Genomic DNA, 15,841 nt, shown 5'->3' with positions numbered 1-15,841 from the left:
CGCCGTTCAGCCAGCCCCCGGCGGCCCCTTCACCGCGACCAGCCGCACCGGGCGCAGATCGGCCAGGGTCAGCCGCTCCAGCGGCTGCGGGCGTTCGATGGCATAGCCCTGCAGGCCCTGCACGCCAAGCCGGGTCAGCGCACCGGCAACCTCGGCGGTCTCCACCCACTCGGCCACCACTTCCATCTGCAGCTCGCGCCCGAGCTCGCTGATCGCGCGAACTGTGGCGTGGCTGACTGGATCAGTATCCATGTCCCGCACGAAGGCGCCGTCGATCTTCAGGATGTCCGCAGGCAACTGGCGCAGATAGCCGAAAGAAGACAGGCCGGAGCCGAAGTCATCCAGTGCCATCCGGCAGCCCCGCGCCTTGACCGCATCGATGAATGCACGGGCCTGGGTGAGGTTGCTGATCGCCGCAGTCTCGGTGATCTCGAAGCACAGCTTGGAGGCCAGCGCGCGGTTGCGCTCGAGCAGGTCGCAGACGAAGGCGAGGAAGCCGGGCTCGGCGATCGACTGCGCAGAGACGTTGACGTTGCACAGGCCCAGCTGGCGCACGTGTGCCGGGCACACCTGCAGGTGGCGGAACAGCAGCCCGAGCACGTGACGATCCAGCGCCACCGCCATGCCATAGCGCTCCACTGCCGGCATGAACTGTCCGGGCAGGTGCAGGCTGCCGTCGGTACCGCGCATGCGCACCAGCACTTCGTAGTGCAGGTAGGTCGGATCGCCCACGCGGGCGATGCGTTGCGCATACAGCAGCATGCGGTTCTCGGCCATCGCCAGGCTGACGCCCTGCAACCGCTCGGCTTCCCGGCGGCGCTCCTCCAGCGCCATGCGGTTCTCATTGAAACAGTGCACCCGGTTGCGACCGGCCTGCTTGGCGGCATAGCAGGCGCTGTCGGCAGCACTCATGAGCCAGTTCGCATCGGGGGCGTCGGCGCTGACTTCAACCACACCGATGCTGCAGCTCAGCTGCGGGCTGCCCTCGCTGATCGGGAACGTGGCCTGGCCCAGGTTGCGGATCACCCGCTGCAGCACCCGCTTGGCCTCGTCCTGCCCGGCATGGGCGAGGAACACGGCGAACTCGTCGGCGCCCAGGCGGCCGACCCAGTCACCGTCACGCACTGCAGCCACCAGATAGTCGGCGAAACTGCGCAGCATCTGGTCACCGGCGGCGTGGCCGAAGCTGTCGTTGACCAGCTTGAAGTGGTCCAGGTTGATGTAGCACAGCGCATGCGTGCCGCCGTCGCTGCGCACCTGCAGCAGCGAACGTTCCAGCAGCCGCTCGATCTCACGCCGGTTGATCAGGCCGGTCAGCGGATCGTGGCTGGCGTGGTGTTCGATCTCGCGCGCCAGGGCATGGTTCTGGCTGACATCCTCGATGATCGCAAACACCGACAGGCCACCTCCCGCGCTGCGCACGCCGGTGCCACTCCAGCGCCCCCACACCAGGCTGCCATCGCGGCGGCAGAAGCGCAGCTCACTCGGCCGCAGCTGCCGGTCCCAGTCAATGCGGCCGACGCCATCGATGACCAGTTCGCCTTCCATCAGCAGATCACCGAGCGACATCTGCAGCAGCACGTCGCGTCGGTAGTCGAGGATATCGGCCATCGCCTGGTTGGCCTCGATCACCTTGCCGTCGGTGTCGAGCTTGAGCATGCCGACATTGGCCTGGTAGAAGGCCGCACGGAAGCGGCTTTCGTGCTCGGTCAGGTCCTTGCCGACGCGGCGCGCCAGCGCGACAGCCATCAGGCTGATCGCCAGCACCGACAGCCCACCGACCACAAGCGTGGCGATCCGCACCATCGTGGCCATGCGCAGCAACGCCTGGGAAAATGCCTGTGCCTGCACCTGCAACCGCCGGTCCAGATCACGCAGCTGCTGCAGGTACCGGTCGCGGTCCGCCACTGGCAGCGCCCCCTGGGCATGCCCCGACTGCAGCTCGGCGACCAGCCGCTGCACGGCCAACAGGTCATCATCGGTCTGTCGCCACAGCGTGCTTGCTTCCCGGAATGCACCGATGTCGCGTGCATAGCGGAACGAGAACACCAGGCGCGGAATATCGGCGCGCGCGTTGCCGCCCTGCAGGAAGCCCTGCCTGGCCTTCTCCTCGTCCGGTACCGCCTGTTCCAGCGCCAGCCGGGCCTGCAGATCCCCCAACGGAATCCGCAGCGCCTGGCGCGCGTCGTCCAGGTCCTGGGCATCACCGCGCGCCAGATAGCGGCTGAGTGCGGCGGTCGCATCCTGCTGACCACGCGACCAGTAGCCCTGGCCGGCGATCCATGCGGTGGAGGCCGCCTGCAGCTCCTGGATCAAGGCGGACAGCGCGACCAACCCGATCGCCATGCCCGTCAACAACGCAAAGCGCAATCCCAGGCCACGGGTCATCGGCACCCGCCGGCTCTGCTGGTCCGTGCCACTTCTACCCATCCCGGATCCCCCCGAATGTGCTGCGGTGACAACCTCCCTTGGAACCGGCCCAGCCTATGACCGGCAATGTGTGGGCCATGCGAAAAAGGGGACGGAGGGGATTAAGTCGTTTTCGGCATAAGCGCGCGGCCTGCCATTTACGACTTCATCCCCTCCGTCCCCTTTTCCTGTACGCCAGCCCGGAGGCTGGCGTTGATCAGGACGGCTGCGGGTGCGGCTTAGAAGCTGCGCGGACCGCGCGGCTTGAAGCCGTCACGACGCGGCGGGCGGCTGTCGCGGTCACCGCCGCGGTCGCCGCCGTGGCCACCCGGACCACCCGGACCGCCACGACGCGGGCCACCCGGGCCGCCCGGACCACGCTTGTCGAAGCGCGGCTTGAACGGACGCGGGGCCGGGTTGGTGTCTTCACCCGGGGCCAGCGCACGCATCTGCAGCTGCTGGCCGGACACCCACACTTTCTGCAGGTGCGACAGCACGTCCGGCGGCATCTGCGCCGGCAGGTCCAGCAGCGAGAAGTCGTCGTGGATGTCGATGCGGCCGATGAAGCGGCTTTCCAGTCCGGCTTCGTTGGCAATGGCGCCGACGATGTTGGCCGGCTTCACGCCATGCTGGTGGCCCACCGAAATGCGGTAGGTCTCCATGCCCTGCTCCGGCGCACCACGCGGCGGAACCTCGCGGCGCGGACGCTGCTCGAAACCACCTTCGGCGTCGTCACGACGCGGGCCACGCTCAAAGCGCGGACCACGCTCGTTGCGGTCGAATCGATCGCCACGCTCCGGACGGTCGCCACGGTCGAAGCGCTCGCGCGGCGCGCGCTCTTCACGCGGGGCGCGCACCGGCGGCTGCAGCAGGAACGGGGTGTCACCCTGCAGCAGCTTTGCCAGCGCGGCGGCGATCTCGATGGCGGGCACGTTCTGCTCGTTCTCGAAGCGCTCCAGCAGCTGGCGGTAGAAGTCCAGGCCACCGGCGCCGAGGGTTTCGCTGATGCGCGAGGTGAACTTGTTGATGCGGGTGTCGTTGACCGCCTCCACGCTCGGCAGCTGCATCTCTTCGATCGGCTGGCGGGTAGCGCGCTCGATCTGGCGCAGCATGCCCTTCTCGCGCGGGGTGGCGAACAGGATCGCCTCGCCGCTGCGGCCGGCACGGCCGGTACGGCCGATGCGGTGCACGTAGCTTTCGGTGTCGTACGGGATGTCGTAGTTCAGCACGTGGCTGATGCGCTCCACGTCCAGGCCACGGGCGGCCACGTCGGTGGCCACCAGGATGTCCAGCTTGCCTTCCTTCAGCATGGCGATGGTGCGCTCACGCTGGGCCTGCTGCATGTCACCGTTGATGGCGGCAGCGGCCAGGCCACGGGCCTGCAGCTTGCTGGCCAGTTCTTCGGTGCCGGCCTTGGTACGCGCGAAGATGATCATCGCGTCGAACGGCTCGACTTCCAGGATGCGGGTCAGCGCATCCAGCTTGTGCATGCCGCTCACCCACCAGTAACGCTGGCGGATGTTGGCCGAGGTGGTGGTCTTGGCCGCGATGGTCACTTCCACCGGGTCCTGCAGGTAGGTCTGCGCGATGCGGCGGATCTGCGGCGGCATGGTGGCCGAGAACAGGGCCACCTGGCGCTGCTCCGGCAGCTTCTTCAGCACGGCTTCGACGTCGTCGATGAAGCCCATGCGCAGCATTTCATCGGCTTCGTCCAGCACCAGGGTTTTCAGCTCGGACAGGTCCAGGGTGCTGCGGTCCAGGTGGTCGATCACGCGGCCGGGGGTACCGACCACAATGTGCACGCCACGGCGCAGGGCCGACAGCTGCTGGCCGTACGGCTGGCCGCCGTACACCGGCAGCACGCGGAAGCCCGGGATCTTCGACGAATAGGACTGGAACGCCTCGGCAACCTGGATGGCCAGCTCGCGGGTCGGTGCCAGGATCAGGGCCTGCGGCTTGATCTGCTGCAGGTCGATGTTGGACAGTACCGGCAGCGCGAACGCGGCGGTCTTGCCGGTGCCGGTCTGGGCCTGGCCCAGCACGTCACGGCCTTCCAGCATCGCCGGGATGGTGGCGGCCTGGATCGGCGACGGGGTTTCGTAGCCGATGGCGGTGACCGCCTGCATCACGGGCTCGGACAGGCCGAGCTGCGCAAACTGCAGCGGCGCTTGGGAATCTTGGGACATGGGGAACTCCGAAGACACTGCCGTCTTCCTGGCAGTGCGATAAAAAAGGTGATGGTCCGCGCTTTGGGCGCCCTTCTTATCGCGTGCCCTGGCGCTGCTCGGTTGGAGGAGATTTCACTCGCTCAGAGCGGAATCATACCGCATTGATCCTGAACAAGGTGTACAGCTTGCCATGCGCGTGTCGTCATGCCCCGTGCTGGCGCACAATACGCGCCCTCTTCCCCGGCCCGGCCGCTGGCCCGCGCCCCTTCCCAGGAAACCCGCTCCATGCAGATTCTCGAATTCGACCTCGACGGTGACTACGTCGAACTCAAGCAGTTGCTGAAGCTGGCCGACCTGGTCACCAGCGGCGGCGAAGCCAAGATGGTCATCGGTGACGGCCAGGTGCGGGTCGATGGCGAAGTCGAACTGCGCAAGGCCTGCAAGATCCGCGCAGGCCAGGTGGTCGAATTCGCCGACAGCCAGATCCGGGTGCTGGCTGCCGGCTGATCTGAAGCTGTTCAGGCCACGCGCTGGGTCAGGTGCGAGGCAATCAGCTGCCTGAACGGTGCTACGCCCTGCGCCAGGCGCAGGCCGGCCGCCCGCAGCAGGCGCGCCGGACGGCGATCGTCGGTGTACAGGCTGGCGATCGCATTGGTGGCCTCGTACAGCGGCCGCGACGCCAGCCGGTGACCGCGCTGGTAGCTGGCCAGCATGCCGGCCGCGGCAATGTCGGCACCGCGACGCTGCTGCTCGACGATGCCCTGCGCCAGCCGCTGTGCGCTGGCCAGTCCCAGGTTGAAGCCATGCGCGGTGACCGGGTGCATGCCGACTGCGGCATCGCCGATCAGTGCCGAACGCTCGCCGACAAAGCGGTGCGCGTACACACCTACCAGCGGATACGCCTGCGGCGTGGCCACCGGCTGCATGCGGCCCAGGCGATGTTCGAAGCAACCGCTGATGGCCTCACCGAAGGCCACCTCATCCATTGCCAGCAGTTCTTCAATCTGCCGCGGCGGCAGCGTGATCACCGCCGACGCCTGGCCCTCGTTGAGCGGCAGCAGCGCCATCGTGCGGCCGTAGCCGAACCATTCCCAGGCAGTGTGGTGATGGTCGCGCTCGACCTGCATGCGGCACACCAGCATCGACTTGCCGAAGTCGCGCATCTGCGCACCGATGCCGAGCATGCGGCGGGTGGCGGAGAAGCGGCTGTCAGCGGCCACCAGCAGCCGCGCATGCAATTGGCTGCCGTCATCGAGTTTGACCACATGGCCCTGTGCATCGGCCTGCACGCCCTGCACCTTGCGCCCGTCGAACAGCTCCAGGCCGTCCTGGCCCTGCACGGCATCCCATGCAGCACGGCGGATCAGATGATTGGGCACCAGCCAGCCCAGCGGCTGGCCGTCGACCTGGCTGCTGGCGAAGGTCAGCGCGAACGGCGAGCCACCATTCATCACCTTGGCATCGCGCAGTTCAGCGACTTCGGCGTGCGGCAGGCGCTGCCATAACCCCAGCTGCTCCATGCTCTGCCGCGAGGCATGGGTCAGCGCGATCTCGCGGCCATCGAAGGCGGCTTCGGCCAAGGCTTGGCGCGGCTGCACTTCGACCAGCCCGACCTGCAGCCCGCTGCCGGCCAGCGCGCGCGCGAAGCACAGGCCTGCCGGTCCGGCGCCGACCACCACCACGTCCATCCTGCGCATGCGCGCCTCCTGCCGTTGATTCAGTCCGGGCCAGCATAGCGCCGCGCGCATGACTGGCCTTGATCTGGATCAGGCCCGGCTACAGCAGTGCGAACACCAGCGCCAGGATCGACAGCAGCGATACGAGCCACACCAGGCTGCGCACGTAGGGCACGCCTGCGGCATACAGCGGCAAGTAGGCCACGCGCGCCCAGAAGTAGGCCTGCGCGGCCAGCGCGGTGGTGTCGTTGCCGCGCCCAGCCACGACCACTGCGATCGCGGCGGCGGCGAAGAACGGGAAGGTTTCCAGGAAGTTGGCCTGGGCCCGCTGCAGGCGACCGGCCAGCGGGCTGACCGGCTTCGCTTCGCCATCTCGCGCCGAAGCATTCCACTTCATCCCGCGCTCGCGGGTGACCACGGTGGAGGTGGCGAAAATGTAGACAAAGCCCAGCAGCACCGACCAGGCCAGCATCGTCAGTTCAGTTGCCATCATGCATCTCCTCAGGGTGCCGACGCACGCAGGCTGTAACCGGCCAGGCGCCACACCTGGTCCTCGTCGAAACGGAACGAGACCAGCTCGCGCACCGGCTGCGCGCTGTTGGCGAAACGGGTCGGGAAGCTGACGTTGATGTACAACCCTTCCGGCACCGCAGCGCCGGCGCTGTACTTGACCCGGGTAATGGTCGGCTGGCCGCGGCCGGCCAACGCACCCAGGCGCGAGCGCTCGCTGGTCAACTGGCTGACGAAGGCGGCCTTCGGTACCGCACGTCGCGCGACGGCCGAAGCGCCGTCCCACAATTCGCCTGCGCGGTTGGCATCCACCAGCTGCGCCGCCTTCACTGCGGCCGCACCCATTTCCGCGTCCTGTTTCTGCACCTGCGCCTGCTGCGCGGCGGTCAACACCGGAGCGTCGGCGGTAGCCGGTTTTGCAGCCGCTGGCGAGGCCGGTGCCGGGCGCGCGGGTGCCGGGGCGGGCGTGGCCGGCGCAGGTGCCTGCGCCAATGCGGTCAGGGGCAGCAGGGACAGCAGCAGGAGCACGCGCTTCATGGACACCGCCGGTTCTCGGGAAAGAACCGCAGTCTACGCCAGCGCGGTGAGCTGTTCGTCAGCGCGCGTTGGCGCTGCCTTCCACCGTGGCGGCATCGGCCTGCGCGGCAGGCGTGCCGGAATCTGCCGGCGCCTGTTCGGCCACCGGCGGCGGCTCCGACGGTGCCGGCGGCAGCGTTGCCACGTCGATCTCCGACAGCGGGCTTTCTTCCGGGCACACTGCATCCGGGAAACCGAAGCGCTGCTTCAGTGCCTGGCCGCAGCTGTTGATCGATTCCATGTCGGCGCCTTCGCGCTTGCACTGCTGGTCGAAGGCGATCAGGAACGCGTCCTTGCGCTGCACGAAATCATCGCCGCAGGCCCGCATCTGCTTGATCCGTTCCAGATCATCCTGCACCGCGTTGGTGCCATCCAGGCCGTACTGGCGCAGCTCGTCCGCGGTCAGCAGGCGCAGGCTGCGGTTGGGCACGGTCATCATCAGATCAGCCACGCCCACCGCCACGCCGTTGCGCTGCAGGTAGTCCTTTACGTTGTCGTAGACCTCGTGCAGCTCGCGGTTGAGTTCTGCGCGCGAGGTGGCCTTGGAGCTGATGCGCATCATGCGGTGGATGCCAACCTTGCCTGACAGCAGGCGGTTGTCACCGGCGGCCAGCACGAACACGCAGGCACTGTGGCAGATCGAGCCTTCGCGCACCCAGATGGTCCAGCCGGATTCACCGATACTGTCACCGGCGACGATCGCCGATTCCACCTGGCCCCCGCTGGAATCCAGGTCGAGGATGCGCTTGTGGATCTTCTGCTGGTCGGCAACCACGGCCAACCGCCACATCATCTCGGCGAAGCCCGGGTTGATCTTGCCGGCGTAGCGCACGCGCATCAGGCCACGTTCGGCGCAGGGCGCCAGCGCCTGGCTGATCTGCTCGCGCTGCAGGCCTTCCAGCTCGACACCGTCGCCCGCGTCACCGGCATATTCGGTGCTGCAGCTGACCCACGCACGCCCGTTCTCCAGCTGCGCCTGCGGCCACGGCCGATCCGCCCGGCTGCGCGGCGGCGCCGGCGGCGGTGGCGCATCGGCGGCGTTGATCGACACCATGTTCTCGCCATCACTGGCCGGTGCCCGCGCCGCCTTGTCGGCAGCGGTCACATTGCCCGGATTCTCCAGCTGACTGCAGCCCGCCAGGGCCAGGCACAACAGGGGCAACCAGCGGAGTTTGGCGGACATCGGGCAACCGGATTTCAAGGGAGCAAGGGCCACAGTCTACCCGTCCGGAGCGCGCATTCAGCGCGTGGTACTGAACCCCTTCTGACCCTTGGGAAAGCGTGTCGACCAAGGTCGACACCTACCAGAGCGGGATGCCCTTCCGACAGATCGCAGGAACCTGTCGAAGGCGGGGTGGGTCCGGTTGCGGGAGTGTCCGCGGCATGGATGCCGCGGCCAAGCCCCCGCGGGTTTACGGCGTCTCCCGCAACCGGGCCCACCCCGCCTCCCCACAGGAAACCAGCTTCTGCCGTTGCCGTTGCCGTTGCCGGCCAGCGGCCGGCACTACCGCGGGTGCCGGGCACAGCCCGACCTGACGCCCTTCAGCATCCATGTCCGAATGTGGCGAGTATCTCCACCCGCACACACCTAGACTGGCGCCATGGACACCGCCCTCGCCCTCGACACCGCCGCCTGCGACCGCGCCCGTCTGGCCCGCGACGCACGCTTCGACGGCGTGTTCTTCACCGCCGTGCGCAGCACCGGCATCTACTGCCGCCCGGTGTGCCCGGCACCGCCACCGAAGCCGCGCAACATCACCTACTACCCGACCGCCGCTGCGGCCGCCGCCGCCGGCTACCGCCCGTGCCTGCGCTGTCGTCCCGAACTGGCGCCGCAGGCACAGCAGGCATTGGCTGGGCAGATCGTGCAGCGCGCCCTCGCCCTGATCCATGGCGGCTTCCTGCAGGAGCAGCCCGTTGCCGACCTCGCGCAGAAGATCGGCCTCAGCGCGCGCCAGCTGCAGCGCCTGTTCGTTGAACACCTGGGCGCGACGCCGGGGCAGATCCACGCCACCCATCGCCTGCTGCTGGCCAAGCAGCTGCTGACCGAGACCACGCTGCCGGTGACCGATGTTGCGCTGGCCGCCGGCTACAACAGCCTGCGCCGCTTCAATACCGCCTTCCTGCAGGGCTGCGGCATGGCACCGACGGCACTGCGTCGCCAGCATCAGCCGCCGGCCGCCGATGACGGCGGCCTGGTACTGCGCCTGGTGTACCGTCCACCGCTGGATTTCCCGCGCATGCTGGCCTTCCTGCGCAAGCGCAGCCTGCCCGGCATCGAACTGATCGGCGAAGACAGCTACCAGCGCGTGCTCGGCACACCCGAGCGCCCCACCCTGCTGCGCGTCACCGCCGACCCGAAACGCCCGGAACTGCGCCTGCAGCTGGGCGCGGTCGATCCGCGCCTGATCCCCGACATCGTGCGCCGCGTGCGTCGCGTGTTCGATCTGGATGCCGACCTGCAGCAGGTGCATGCCGCGCTGGGCGAGGAACCGCTGCTGGCGCGAGGCATCGCCGAACGTCCCGGTCTGCGCGTGCCCGGTGGCTGGGATGGCTTCGAGGTGGGCGTACGCGCCGTGCTCGGACAGCAGGTCAGCGTGGCCGCGGCCACCACCTTCGCGCGGCGCCTGGTCGATGCCTATGGCGCACACCTGCCGGGCATGCCATCGGAATTCGATCGCCAGTTCCCCGCGCCCGAGGTACTGGCTGAGGCGCCGCTGGAATCGATCGGCCTGCCGCTCACCCGCGCCGCCACCGTGCGTGCGCTGGCCGCTGCCTGCGCCAGCGGCCAGCTCGACTTCGGGCCCGGTCAGGCATTGGAGGAATTCGTTGCGCGCTGCGTGGCACTGCCCGGCATCGGCCCGTGGACCGCGCAGTACATCGCGCTGCGCGGACTTGGCCAGCCCGATGCCTTCCCCGCCGGTGACCTGGTGCTGCAACAGGTCCTCGGCCACGCCCAAGGCCAGCGCCTGAGCGAGCGTGCGACCGAAGCCCGCTCGCAACCGTGGCGCCCGTGGCGCGCCTATGCCGTGCTGCATCTGTGGCACCTGTCCGGCACCTTCGTTGGAGAACCGACATGACCCTGTTGTTCGATCGTTTCGACAGCCCGATCGGCGTGTTGACCATCGCCGGTGACGAGCGTGGCCTGTCGCATGTGCTGTTCCCGGAAAACCGCCATCCGGCACGCGGCCGCGAAGACTGGCACTACGCCCCGGATGCACTGCCGGAAGCACGCGATCAGCTGCTGCAGTTCCTGCACGGCGAGCGGAACAGCTTCGACCTCGTGCTGGCACCACGTGGCACGCCGTTCCAGCTGCGTGTATGGCAGGCGCTGGCGTTGATTCCGTTCGGCCAGACCTGGAGCTACCTGCAGCTGGCGCAGCACCTCGGCCAGCCCAGTGCGACCCGTGCGGTCGGCGCTGCCAACGGCCGCAACCCGCTGCCGATCATCCTGCCCTGCCATCGCGTGATCGGCAGCAACGGTGCACTGACCGGCTTTGGTGGCGGGCTGGAAACCAAGGCTGCACTGCTGCGGCTGGAACAGCGCCAGGCACCGCTGTTCGCCTGAGAGGGCTGGCCGGGCTGCGCCCGGCACCCGCAGAGGCAACCGCAACGGCCGAAGCAACAGCGGCATTCCGAGGCATGGCGTGGTGGGTCCGGTTGCGGGGGACGCCGTAAACCCGTCCATGGGGGCTTGGCCGCGGCATCCATGCCGCGGACACCCCCGCAACCGGACCCACCACGCCTTCGACAGATTCCTGCGATCTGTCGGGACGGCGCACTGCGCGGCTGCTGGTAGGTGTCAACCTTGGTCGACACGGTAGATCCACGCCATGCGTGGATGGAAGCATCAGGAATATGTCTGGAGAAAAGCCCCCTTCTTGTTGAAGGGGGCGCGCCGACAGGCGCGGGGATAAGGAAAAATGCGCGGACACGGCGCGCGATAGTGCGCCGTGTCTTGGGCGCGTCATTACCTCGCACTATGATGGACGGATGACTTCCGTACGCCTGACCTGCGCGCTGGCGCTGCTGCTGCCATTGGCCGCCTGCACCACCGCGCCCGCCCCTTCCGCCTCTGTTCCCACCACTGTTGCAACGGCTGCACCGCCGAAGCTGCTGCTGATCTCGATCGACGGCCTGCGCGCCGATGCGCTGGATCGCGGCCTGACACCGAATCTGCAGCGACTGATCGACGGCGGGGTACGCGCGCGCTGGATGACGCCTTCGTACCCGTCGCTGACCTTCCCCAACCACTACACCATCGTCACCGGCCTGCGCCCGGACCACCACGGCGTCGTCAACAACAGCATGGACGATGCAACCCTGGGCCGTTTCGAACTGAGCAACCGCGACGCGGTCACTACCAGCGGCTGGTGGGGTGGCGAACCGATCTGGGTCGGCGCCGAGAACGTCGGCGTGCGCACCGCCACCACCTCGTGGCCGGGCAGCGAGTCGGAAATCCGTGGCGTGCGCCCCAGCCAGTGGCGCGTCTACGATGGCAAGGAACCACTGGAGCAGCGCGCCGGCATCGTGCTCGACTGGCTGGCGCAGACCGATGCCGATGCACCGCGCCTGACCACGCTTTACATGGAACACGTGGACAAGGCAGGCCACAACTACGGCCCCGAGTCGAAACAGTACGCCGACGCCATCGTGCGCGCCGACCAGATCGTCGGCCAGGTGCTCGATGGACTGCAACAGCGCGGCCTGGTCGCGACCACCAACATCATCGTGGTCTCTGACCACGGCATGGCCAGTGTCGCCGACGGCCACGTGATCGCCACCGAGTCGATGGCCGATCCGGCCATCGCGCGCAATGTCAGCCAGGGCCAGTCGGTGGGCTTCGCGCCGGTCGCCGGCCGCGAAGCCGAGGCCGAACGTGCGCTGCTCGGCCGCCATACGCACTACGAGTGCTGGAAGAAGGAGAACCTGCCGGCGCGCTGGCACTACGGCACCCATCCGCGGGTTCCGGCCATCGTCTGTGCGATGGATGAAGGCTGGGATGCACTGCACCGCGAGAAGATCGCCAAGCGCGCGAAGCAGGACCGCGGCTCGCACGGCTATGACAACGCCCTGCCCTCGATGCGCGCCGTGTTCGTGGCCAGCGGCCCGTCGTTCCGCCAGGGCCTGGTGATCGATGGCTTCGACAACGTCGACGTCTACCCGCTGCTGGCGCACCTGCTGCAGGTGCCGGCCGCGCCGAACGACGGCAATCCGGAAACGCTGAAGAACACCCTGCGCTGATCCGGTTGTAGAGCCGAGCCCACGCTCGGCTGCATTGCGCCAGCCGAGCATGGGCTCGGCTCTACAAAAACGTGCATAAAAAAACGCGGCGCCAGGCGCCGCGTTTTTCGTTGAACCGGTCTGGGCCGGATCAGGCCTTGGCGACGGCCTTCTTCGCCACAGCCTTCTTCGCCGGAGCCTTGGCCACGGTCTTCTTGGCAACCGGAGCGGCGGCGCCTACGGCGACCTTGCTCGCGGTGTGCGAACGGGCGTTGCCGTAGCTGGCGTTATAGCGCTTGCCCTTGGCGGTCTTGCGGTCACCCTTACCCATGTCTTCAACTCCTCAAATGTGAAATCTGGTTACCCCGTACTGACACGGGTTCGGCGGGGCCGCCTTGCTGGGCGCCCCCGCGCACGATCGAAAATCCTATCACGGAGCGCCTAGTGCGCGCAGCTGGCGTCGTGCACGTGACCGTGGTTGAGGCGCAGGTTGACCAGATGGGCCACACCCACCAGCAGGCCGCCGACGGTCATCACCACCGCGTGCGGCACCGCATTGTGGTGCAACGGGTCGTACAGCACGCCGGCCCACAACGCCACCAGGCCGGGAATCAGGAAGCCCAGCGCACGCAGCGCACCGTGGCGACGGTAGCCCCAGACCAGGCTGAACAGCCCCAGCAGGGTCACGAACACCACCAGCGCCTGTTCCACGCCGTCGCTCAGCCAGAACGACAGGCCCAACGACGGCGCTGCGGCCAGCAGCACCGGAATCACCGCGCAATGCACCGCGCACAGCATCGAACCAGTGGCGCCGAAACGGTCGAGCAGGTGGCGCAGGCGTGAGGACAGGGACATGACTTCCAGCAGGGTCGGCGAATCGTTATGGAATAATATAACATCCCTTCCCGACCCGCACGGTTTCCCTCCCCCTGTCCCGCTGACGGGATGCGTGCGCCCAGCGATTGATACAGTGTAACAAAGGACCCACCGATGCCCGCCCGTACCCCGCGGTTGAAGCCGCATTCCCTCGCCCTGGCCCTGACCGCCCTGCTTCCGACCGTTGCCTTCGCCGCCAGCGAAGACGATTCCCATCGTGACCGCCACCTGACTGAACTGTCGTCGGTGCAGGTCACCGCGTCGCCGCTGCAGGGCGACGCAGAATCGCTGGCACGCCCGGTGGAGGTTCTGGCCGGTGAACGCCTGGACGAGCAGAAGGCCGGCACCCTCGGCGATACCGTGGCCAAGCTGCCCGGCGTACAGAGCACCTTCTTCGGTCCCGGCGTCGGCCGCCCGATCATCCGCGGCCAGGAAGGCCCGCGCGTGGCCGTGCTGTCCAACGGCATGGGCAACATGGATGCATCCACCGTCAGCGCCGACCATGCCACCAGCATCGAGCCGTTCCTGGCCGACCAGATCGAAGTGCTGAAGGGTCCGGCCACGCTGCTGTTCGGCAGCGGCGCCATCGGTGGTGCGGTCAATGTGGTCGATGGCCGCATCGCGCGCGAACTGCCGGAGCGCCCTCTGAGCGGCCGCGCAGAACTGCGCGGCAATTCGGTGAACAACGAACGCAGCGGCATGTTCCGCCTCGATGGCGTCAGCGGCAATGTCGTGCTGCACGTGGATGGCCTGGTCCGCAATGGCGACGACTACCGCATCCCCGGTTATGCAGTGATCGACAGCCTTGAAGATCATCATGACCACGATCACGACCATGACGCGGCCGAGGGTGAAGAGCCGCGTCGCGGCCGCCTGGACAACAGCTCGATCCGCACCCGCGCCGGTGGCGTCGGCGCAACGTGGCTGGGCGACGGCGGCTACTTCGGCGTATCGGCCAGCACCTACCGCACCAACTACGGCATTCCCAATGGCGCGCACGTGCACGCCGATGGTGATGATCATGGCCATGACCACGGTCACGACCATGGCGATGAAGAAGAAGGCGGCGACGAGCACGACGTGCGCATCGACATGGTGCAGAACCGCTTCGAGACCAAGGCCGGCATCTACGACCCGGTCTCGTTCCTGAAGAACATCAACGCACGCGTGGCCTACACCGACTACGAACACGTGGAGCTGGAAGCCGGCACGCCGTCCACCCGCTTCACCAACCGTGGCATCGAAGCGCGTCTGGAAGCCGTACAGCAGCAGATCGGTGGCTGGGACGGTGCCTTCGGCCTGCAGTTTGGCAACAGTGATTTCGGCGCCAAGGGCGAAGAGGCGTTCGTGCCGGATACCGGCACGAAGAACATCGGCCTGTTCGTACTGCAGGAAAAGCAGTTCGGCCCGTTCAAGCTGGAACTGGGCGGCCGCCACGACCAGGTCAAGCTGGACCCGACCGGTGACTACCGCCGCCGTACGTTCGGTGCCACCAACCTGTCTGCCGCCGGTATCTGGAAGCTCAACGACGCCGTTGACCTGCGCATCGGCGTGGACAGCTCCGAGCGTGCACCGACCAACGAAGAGCTGTATGCCGCCGGCGCACACATCGCCACCCGCTCGCTGGAAATCGGCGACGCCAACCTGAAGACCGAGCGCGGCCAGCGCGTGGAACTGGGCATCCACACCCACAGCGAGCGCCTGGACTTCTCCGCGTCGGTCTACCAGACCAGGTTCAAGGACTTCATCTACCTGGCCGACACCGGTGTTACCGAAGGCCTGCCGGTCCGCGCCTGGACCCAGCAGGACGCGGTGTTCCGCGGCGCCGAGGCCGAAGCGCTGGTGCACCTGTTCGAGGGTGGCGCCGGTGACTGGGATCTGCGCCTGTTCGGTGACTACGTGAAGGCCAAGCTGGATGGCAGCGGCAGCCGCAACCTCGACATCGCCGTGCCGCACGGCGACCACAACCACAATTACAACGTGGAACTGGCCAACACCGGCTACCTGCCGCGTATCGCCCCGGCCCGCGTCGGTGCCGACCTGCGCTGGTCGAAGGACGGCTGGCGCGCCTCGGTCGGTGCGGTGCGCTACAGCCGCCAGAAGGACGTCGCGCAGAACGAAGCACCGAGCGACGGCTACACCCTGGTCGATGCGCACCTGGCCTACCGCTGGGACCGCAACGCCAGCAACAGCTACGAAGTCTTCCTGGATGGCAGCAACCTGACCAACCGCGAAGTGCGTCCGCATACCTCGCTGCTGCGCGACTACTCGCCGCTGCCGGGCCGTGGTGTCGCATTCGGCATCCGCGCGTTCTTCTGATCGCGTAAGGCGGGGTCGGATCCCACGGGGGCCTTCGGGCCCCCGTTTTCATTTCGATCCGCACCATCACACATTCGTCACAAA

At 67.6% G+C, this 15,841-nt stretch carries 13 protein-coding genes; 5 read left to right on the top strand and 8 right to left on the bottom strand.

Annotated features, from left to right (window positions below):
• Window positions 1-6: 6 nt before the first annotated feature.
• Both AC5P6E_RS15380 and AC5P6E_RS15375 read right to left on the bottom strand, forming a co-directional pair.
• Window positions 7-2,430, bottom strand: coding sequence for a putative bifunctional diguanylate cyclase/phosphodiesterase (locus tag AC5P6E_RS15380; RefSeq protein ID WP_019337606.1), 2,424 nt, complete (start codon window positions 2,428-2,430; stop codon window positions 7-9).
• Between the two features lie 218 nt (window positions 2,431-2,648).
• Window positions 2,649-4,595 carry a DEAD/DEAH box helicase gene (locus AC5P6E_RS15375; protein ID WP_019337605.1) on the bottom strand — a complete coding sequence of 649 codons (1,947 nt, stop codon included), beginning with the start codon at window positions 4,593-4,595 and terminating at the stop codon, window positions 2,649-2,651.
• 267 nt (window positions 4,596-4,862) lie between these two features.
• Between AC5P6E_RS15375 and AC5P6E_RS15370 the strand changes: the two genes are divergently transcribed.
• On the top strand, window positions 4,863-5,084 hold the full coding sequence (locus AC5P6E_RS15370) for an RNA-binding S4 domain-containing protein (RefSeq protein ID WP_010486399.1): 222 nt from the start codon (window positions 4,863-4,865) through the stop codon (window positions 5,082-5,084).
• A gap of 11 nt (window positions 5,085-5,095) precedes the next feature.
• Here AC5P6E_RS15370 and ubiM read toward each other — a convergent pair whose 3' ends face one another.
• From ubiM to AC5P6E_RS15350, 4 genes are all read right to left on the bottom strand, one after another.
• Window positions 5,096-6,274: a 5-demethoxyubiquinol-8 5-hydroxylase UbiM gene (gene ubiM / locus AC5P6E_RS15365; RefSeq protein ID WP_019337604.1), complete on the bottom strand. Its 1,179-nt coding sequence runs from the start codon at window positions 6,272-6,274 to the stop codon at window positions 5,096-5,098.
• A 79-nt stretch (window positions 6,275-6,353) separates the two neighbouring features.
• On the bottom strand, window positions 6,354-6,743 hold the full coding sequence (locus AC5P6E_RS15360; RefSeq protein ID WP_010486403.1) for an MAPEG family protein: 390 nt from the start codon (window positions 6,741-6,743) through the stop codon (window positions 6,354-6,356).
• A gap of 11 nt (window positions 6,744-6,754) precedes the next feature.
• Window positions 6,755-7,300 carry a DUF4019 domain-containing protein gene (locus AC5P6E_RS15355; protein WP_019337602.1) on the bottom strand — a complete coding sequence of 182 codons (546 nt, stop codon included), beginning with the start codon at window positions 7,298-7,300 and terminating at the stop codon, window positions 6,755-6,757.
• A 58-nt stretch (window positions 7,301-7,358) separates the two neighbouring features.
• Window positions 7,359-8,522, bottom strand: coding sequence for a COG3904 family protein (locus tag AC5P6E_RS15350; RefSeq protein WP_010486407.1), 1,164 nt, complete (start codon window positions 8,520-8,522; stop codon window positions 7,359-7,361).
• A gap of 418 nt (window positions 8,523-8,940) precedes the next feature.
• On the opposite strand from AC5P6E_RS15350, the gene AC5P6E_RS15345 reads away from it, so the two are divergent.
• The 3 genes from AC5P6E_RS15345 (at window position 8,941) to AC5P6E_RS15335 (ending at window position 12,583) form a co-directional block, all read left to right on the top strand.
• The gene (locus tag AC5P6E_RS15345; RefSeq protein ID WP_019337600.1) at window positions 8,941-10,419 is read left to right on the top strand and encodes an AlkA N-terminal domain-containing protein; all 1,479 of its coding nucleotides are present in this window, start codon (window positions 8,941-8,943) and stop codon (window positions 10,417-10,419) included.
• Complete coding sequence (locus tag AC5P6E_RS15340; RefSeq protein WP_019337599.1) at window positions 10,416-10,907, top strand: methylated-DNA--[protein]-cysteine S-methyltransferase; 492 nt, start codon at window positions 10,416-10,418, stop codon at window positions 10,905-10,907. The genes AC5P6E_RS15345 and AC5P6E_RS15340 overlap by 4 nt, the downstream gene beginning before the upstream one ends.
• A gap of 425 nt (window positions 10,908-11,332) precedes the next feature.
• Complete coding sequence (locus AC5P6E_RS15335; protein WP_483697669.1) at window positions 11,333-12,583, top strand: alkaline phosphatase family protein; 1,251 nt, start codon at window positions 11,333-11,335, stop codon at window positions 12,581-12,583.
• Window positions 12,584-12,713: 130 nt separating this feature from the next.
• Here AC5P6E_RS15335 and AC5P6E_RS15330 read toward each other — a convergent pair whose 3' ends face one another.
• Both AC5P6E_RS15330 and AC5P6E_RS15325 read right to left on the bottom strand, forming a co-directional pair.
• Window positions 12,714-12,893: a 30S ribosomal protein THX gene (locus AC5P6E_RS15330; protein ID WP_004150462.1), complete on the bottom strand. Its 180-nt coding sequence runs from the start codon at window positions 12,891-12,893 to the stop codon at window positions 12,714-12,716.
• Between the two features lie 110 nt (window positions 12,894-13,003).
• The gene (locus AC5P6E_RS15325; protein ID WP_019338435.1) at window positions 13,004-13,417 is read right to left on the bottom strand and encodes a MerC domain-containing protein; all 414 of its coding nucleotides are present in this window, start codon (window positions 13,415-13,417) and stop codon (window positions 13,004-13,006) included.
• Window positions 13,418-13,552: 135 nt separating this feature from the next.
• Here AC5P6E_RS15325 and AC5P6E_RS15320 point away from each other — a divergent pair, with 135 nt between their 5' ends.
• Window positions 13,553-15,757 carry a TonB-dependent receptor gene (locus AC5P6E_RS15320; protein ID WP_019338436.1) on the top strand — a complete coding sequence of 735 codons (2,205 nt, stop codon included), beginning with the start codon at window positions 13,553-13,555 and terminating at the stop codon, window positions 15,755-15,757.
• Window positions 15,758-15,841 lie beyond the last annotated feature (84 nt).

The sequence above is a fragment of the Stenotrophomonas sp. YJH_SMC_16 genome, assembly GCF_059367875.1.
Note: the sequence above shows the minus strand (reverse complement) of the source record. Positions and strands in the feature narration are given on the sequence as shown.

Coding starts and splice junctions, on each gene's coding strand:
- AC5P6E_RS15380 (WP_019337606.1), bottom strand. CDS start 2,430: ATGGGTAGAAGTGGCACGGACCAGCAGAGCCGGCGGGTGCCGATGACC.
- AC5P6E_RS15375 (WP_019337605.1), bottom strand. CDS start 4,595: ATGTCCCAAGATTCCCAAGCGCCGCTGCAGTTTGCGCAGCTCGGCCTG.
- AC5P6E_RS15370 (WP_010486399.1), top strand. CDS start 4,863: ATGCAGATTCTCGAATTCGACCTCGACGGTGACTACGTCGAACTCAAG.
- ubiM (WP_019337604.1), bottom strand. CDS start 6,274: ATGCGCAGGATGGACGTGGTGGTGGTCGGCGCCGGACCGGCAGGCCTG.
- AC5P6E_RS15360 (WP_010486403.1), bottom strand. CDS start 6,743: ATGGCAACTGAACTGACGATGCTGGCCTGGTCGGTGCTGCTGGGCTTT.
- AC5P6E_RS15355 (WP_019337602.1), bottom strand. CDS start 7,300: ATGAAGCGCGTGCTCCTGCTGCTGTCCCTGCTGCCCCTGACCGCATTG.
- AC5P6E_RS15350 (WP_010486407.1), bottom strand. CDS start 8,522: ATGTCCGCCAAACTCCGCTGGTTGCCCCTGTTGTGCCTGGCCCTGGCG.
- AC5P6E_RS15345 (WP_019337600.1), top strand. CDS start 8,941: ATGGACACCGCCCTCGCCCTCGACACCGCCGCCTGCGACCGCGCCCGT.
- AC5P6E_RS15340 (WP_019337599.1), top strand. CDS start 10,416: ATGACCCTGTTGTTCGATCGTTTCGACAGCCCGATCGGCGTGTTGACC.
- AC5P6E_RS15335 (WP_483697669.1), top strand. CDS start 11,333: ATGACTTCCGTACGCCTGACCTGCGCGCTGGCGCTGCTGCTGCCATTG.
- AC5P6E_RS15330 (WP_004150462.1), bottom strand. CDS start 12,893: ATGGGTAAGGGTGACCGCAAGACCGCCAAGGGCAAGCGCTATAACGCC.
- AC5P6E_RS15325 (WP_019338435.1), bottom strand. CDS start 13,417: ATGTCCCTGTCCTCACGCCTGCGCCACCTGCTCGACCGTTTCGGCGCC.
- AC5P6E_RS15320 (WP_019338436.1), top strand. CDS start 13,553: ATGCCCGCCCGTACCCCGCGGTTGAAGCCGCATTCCCTCGCCCTGGCC.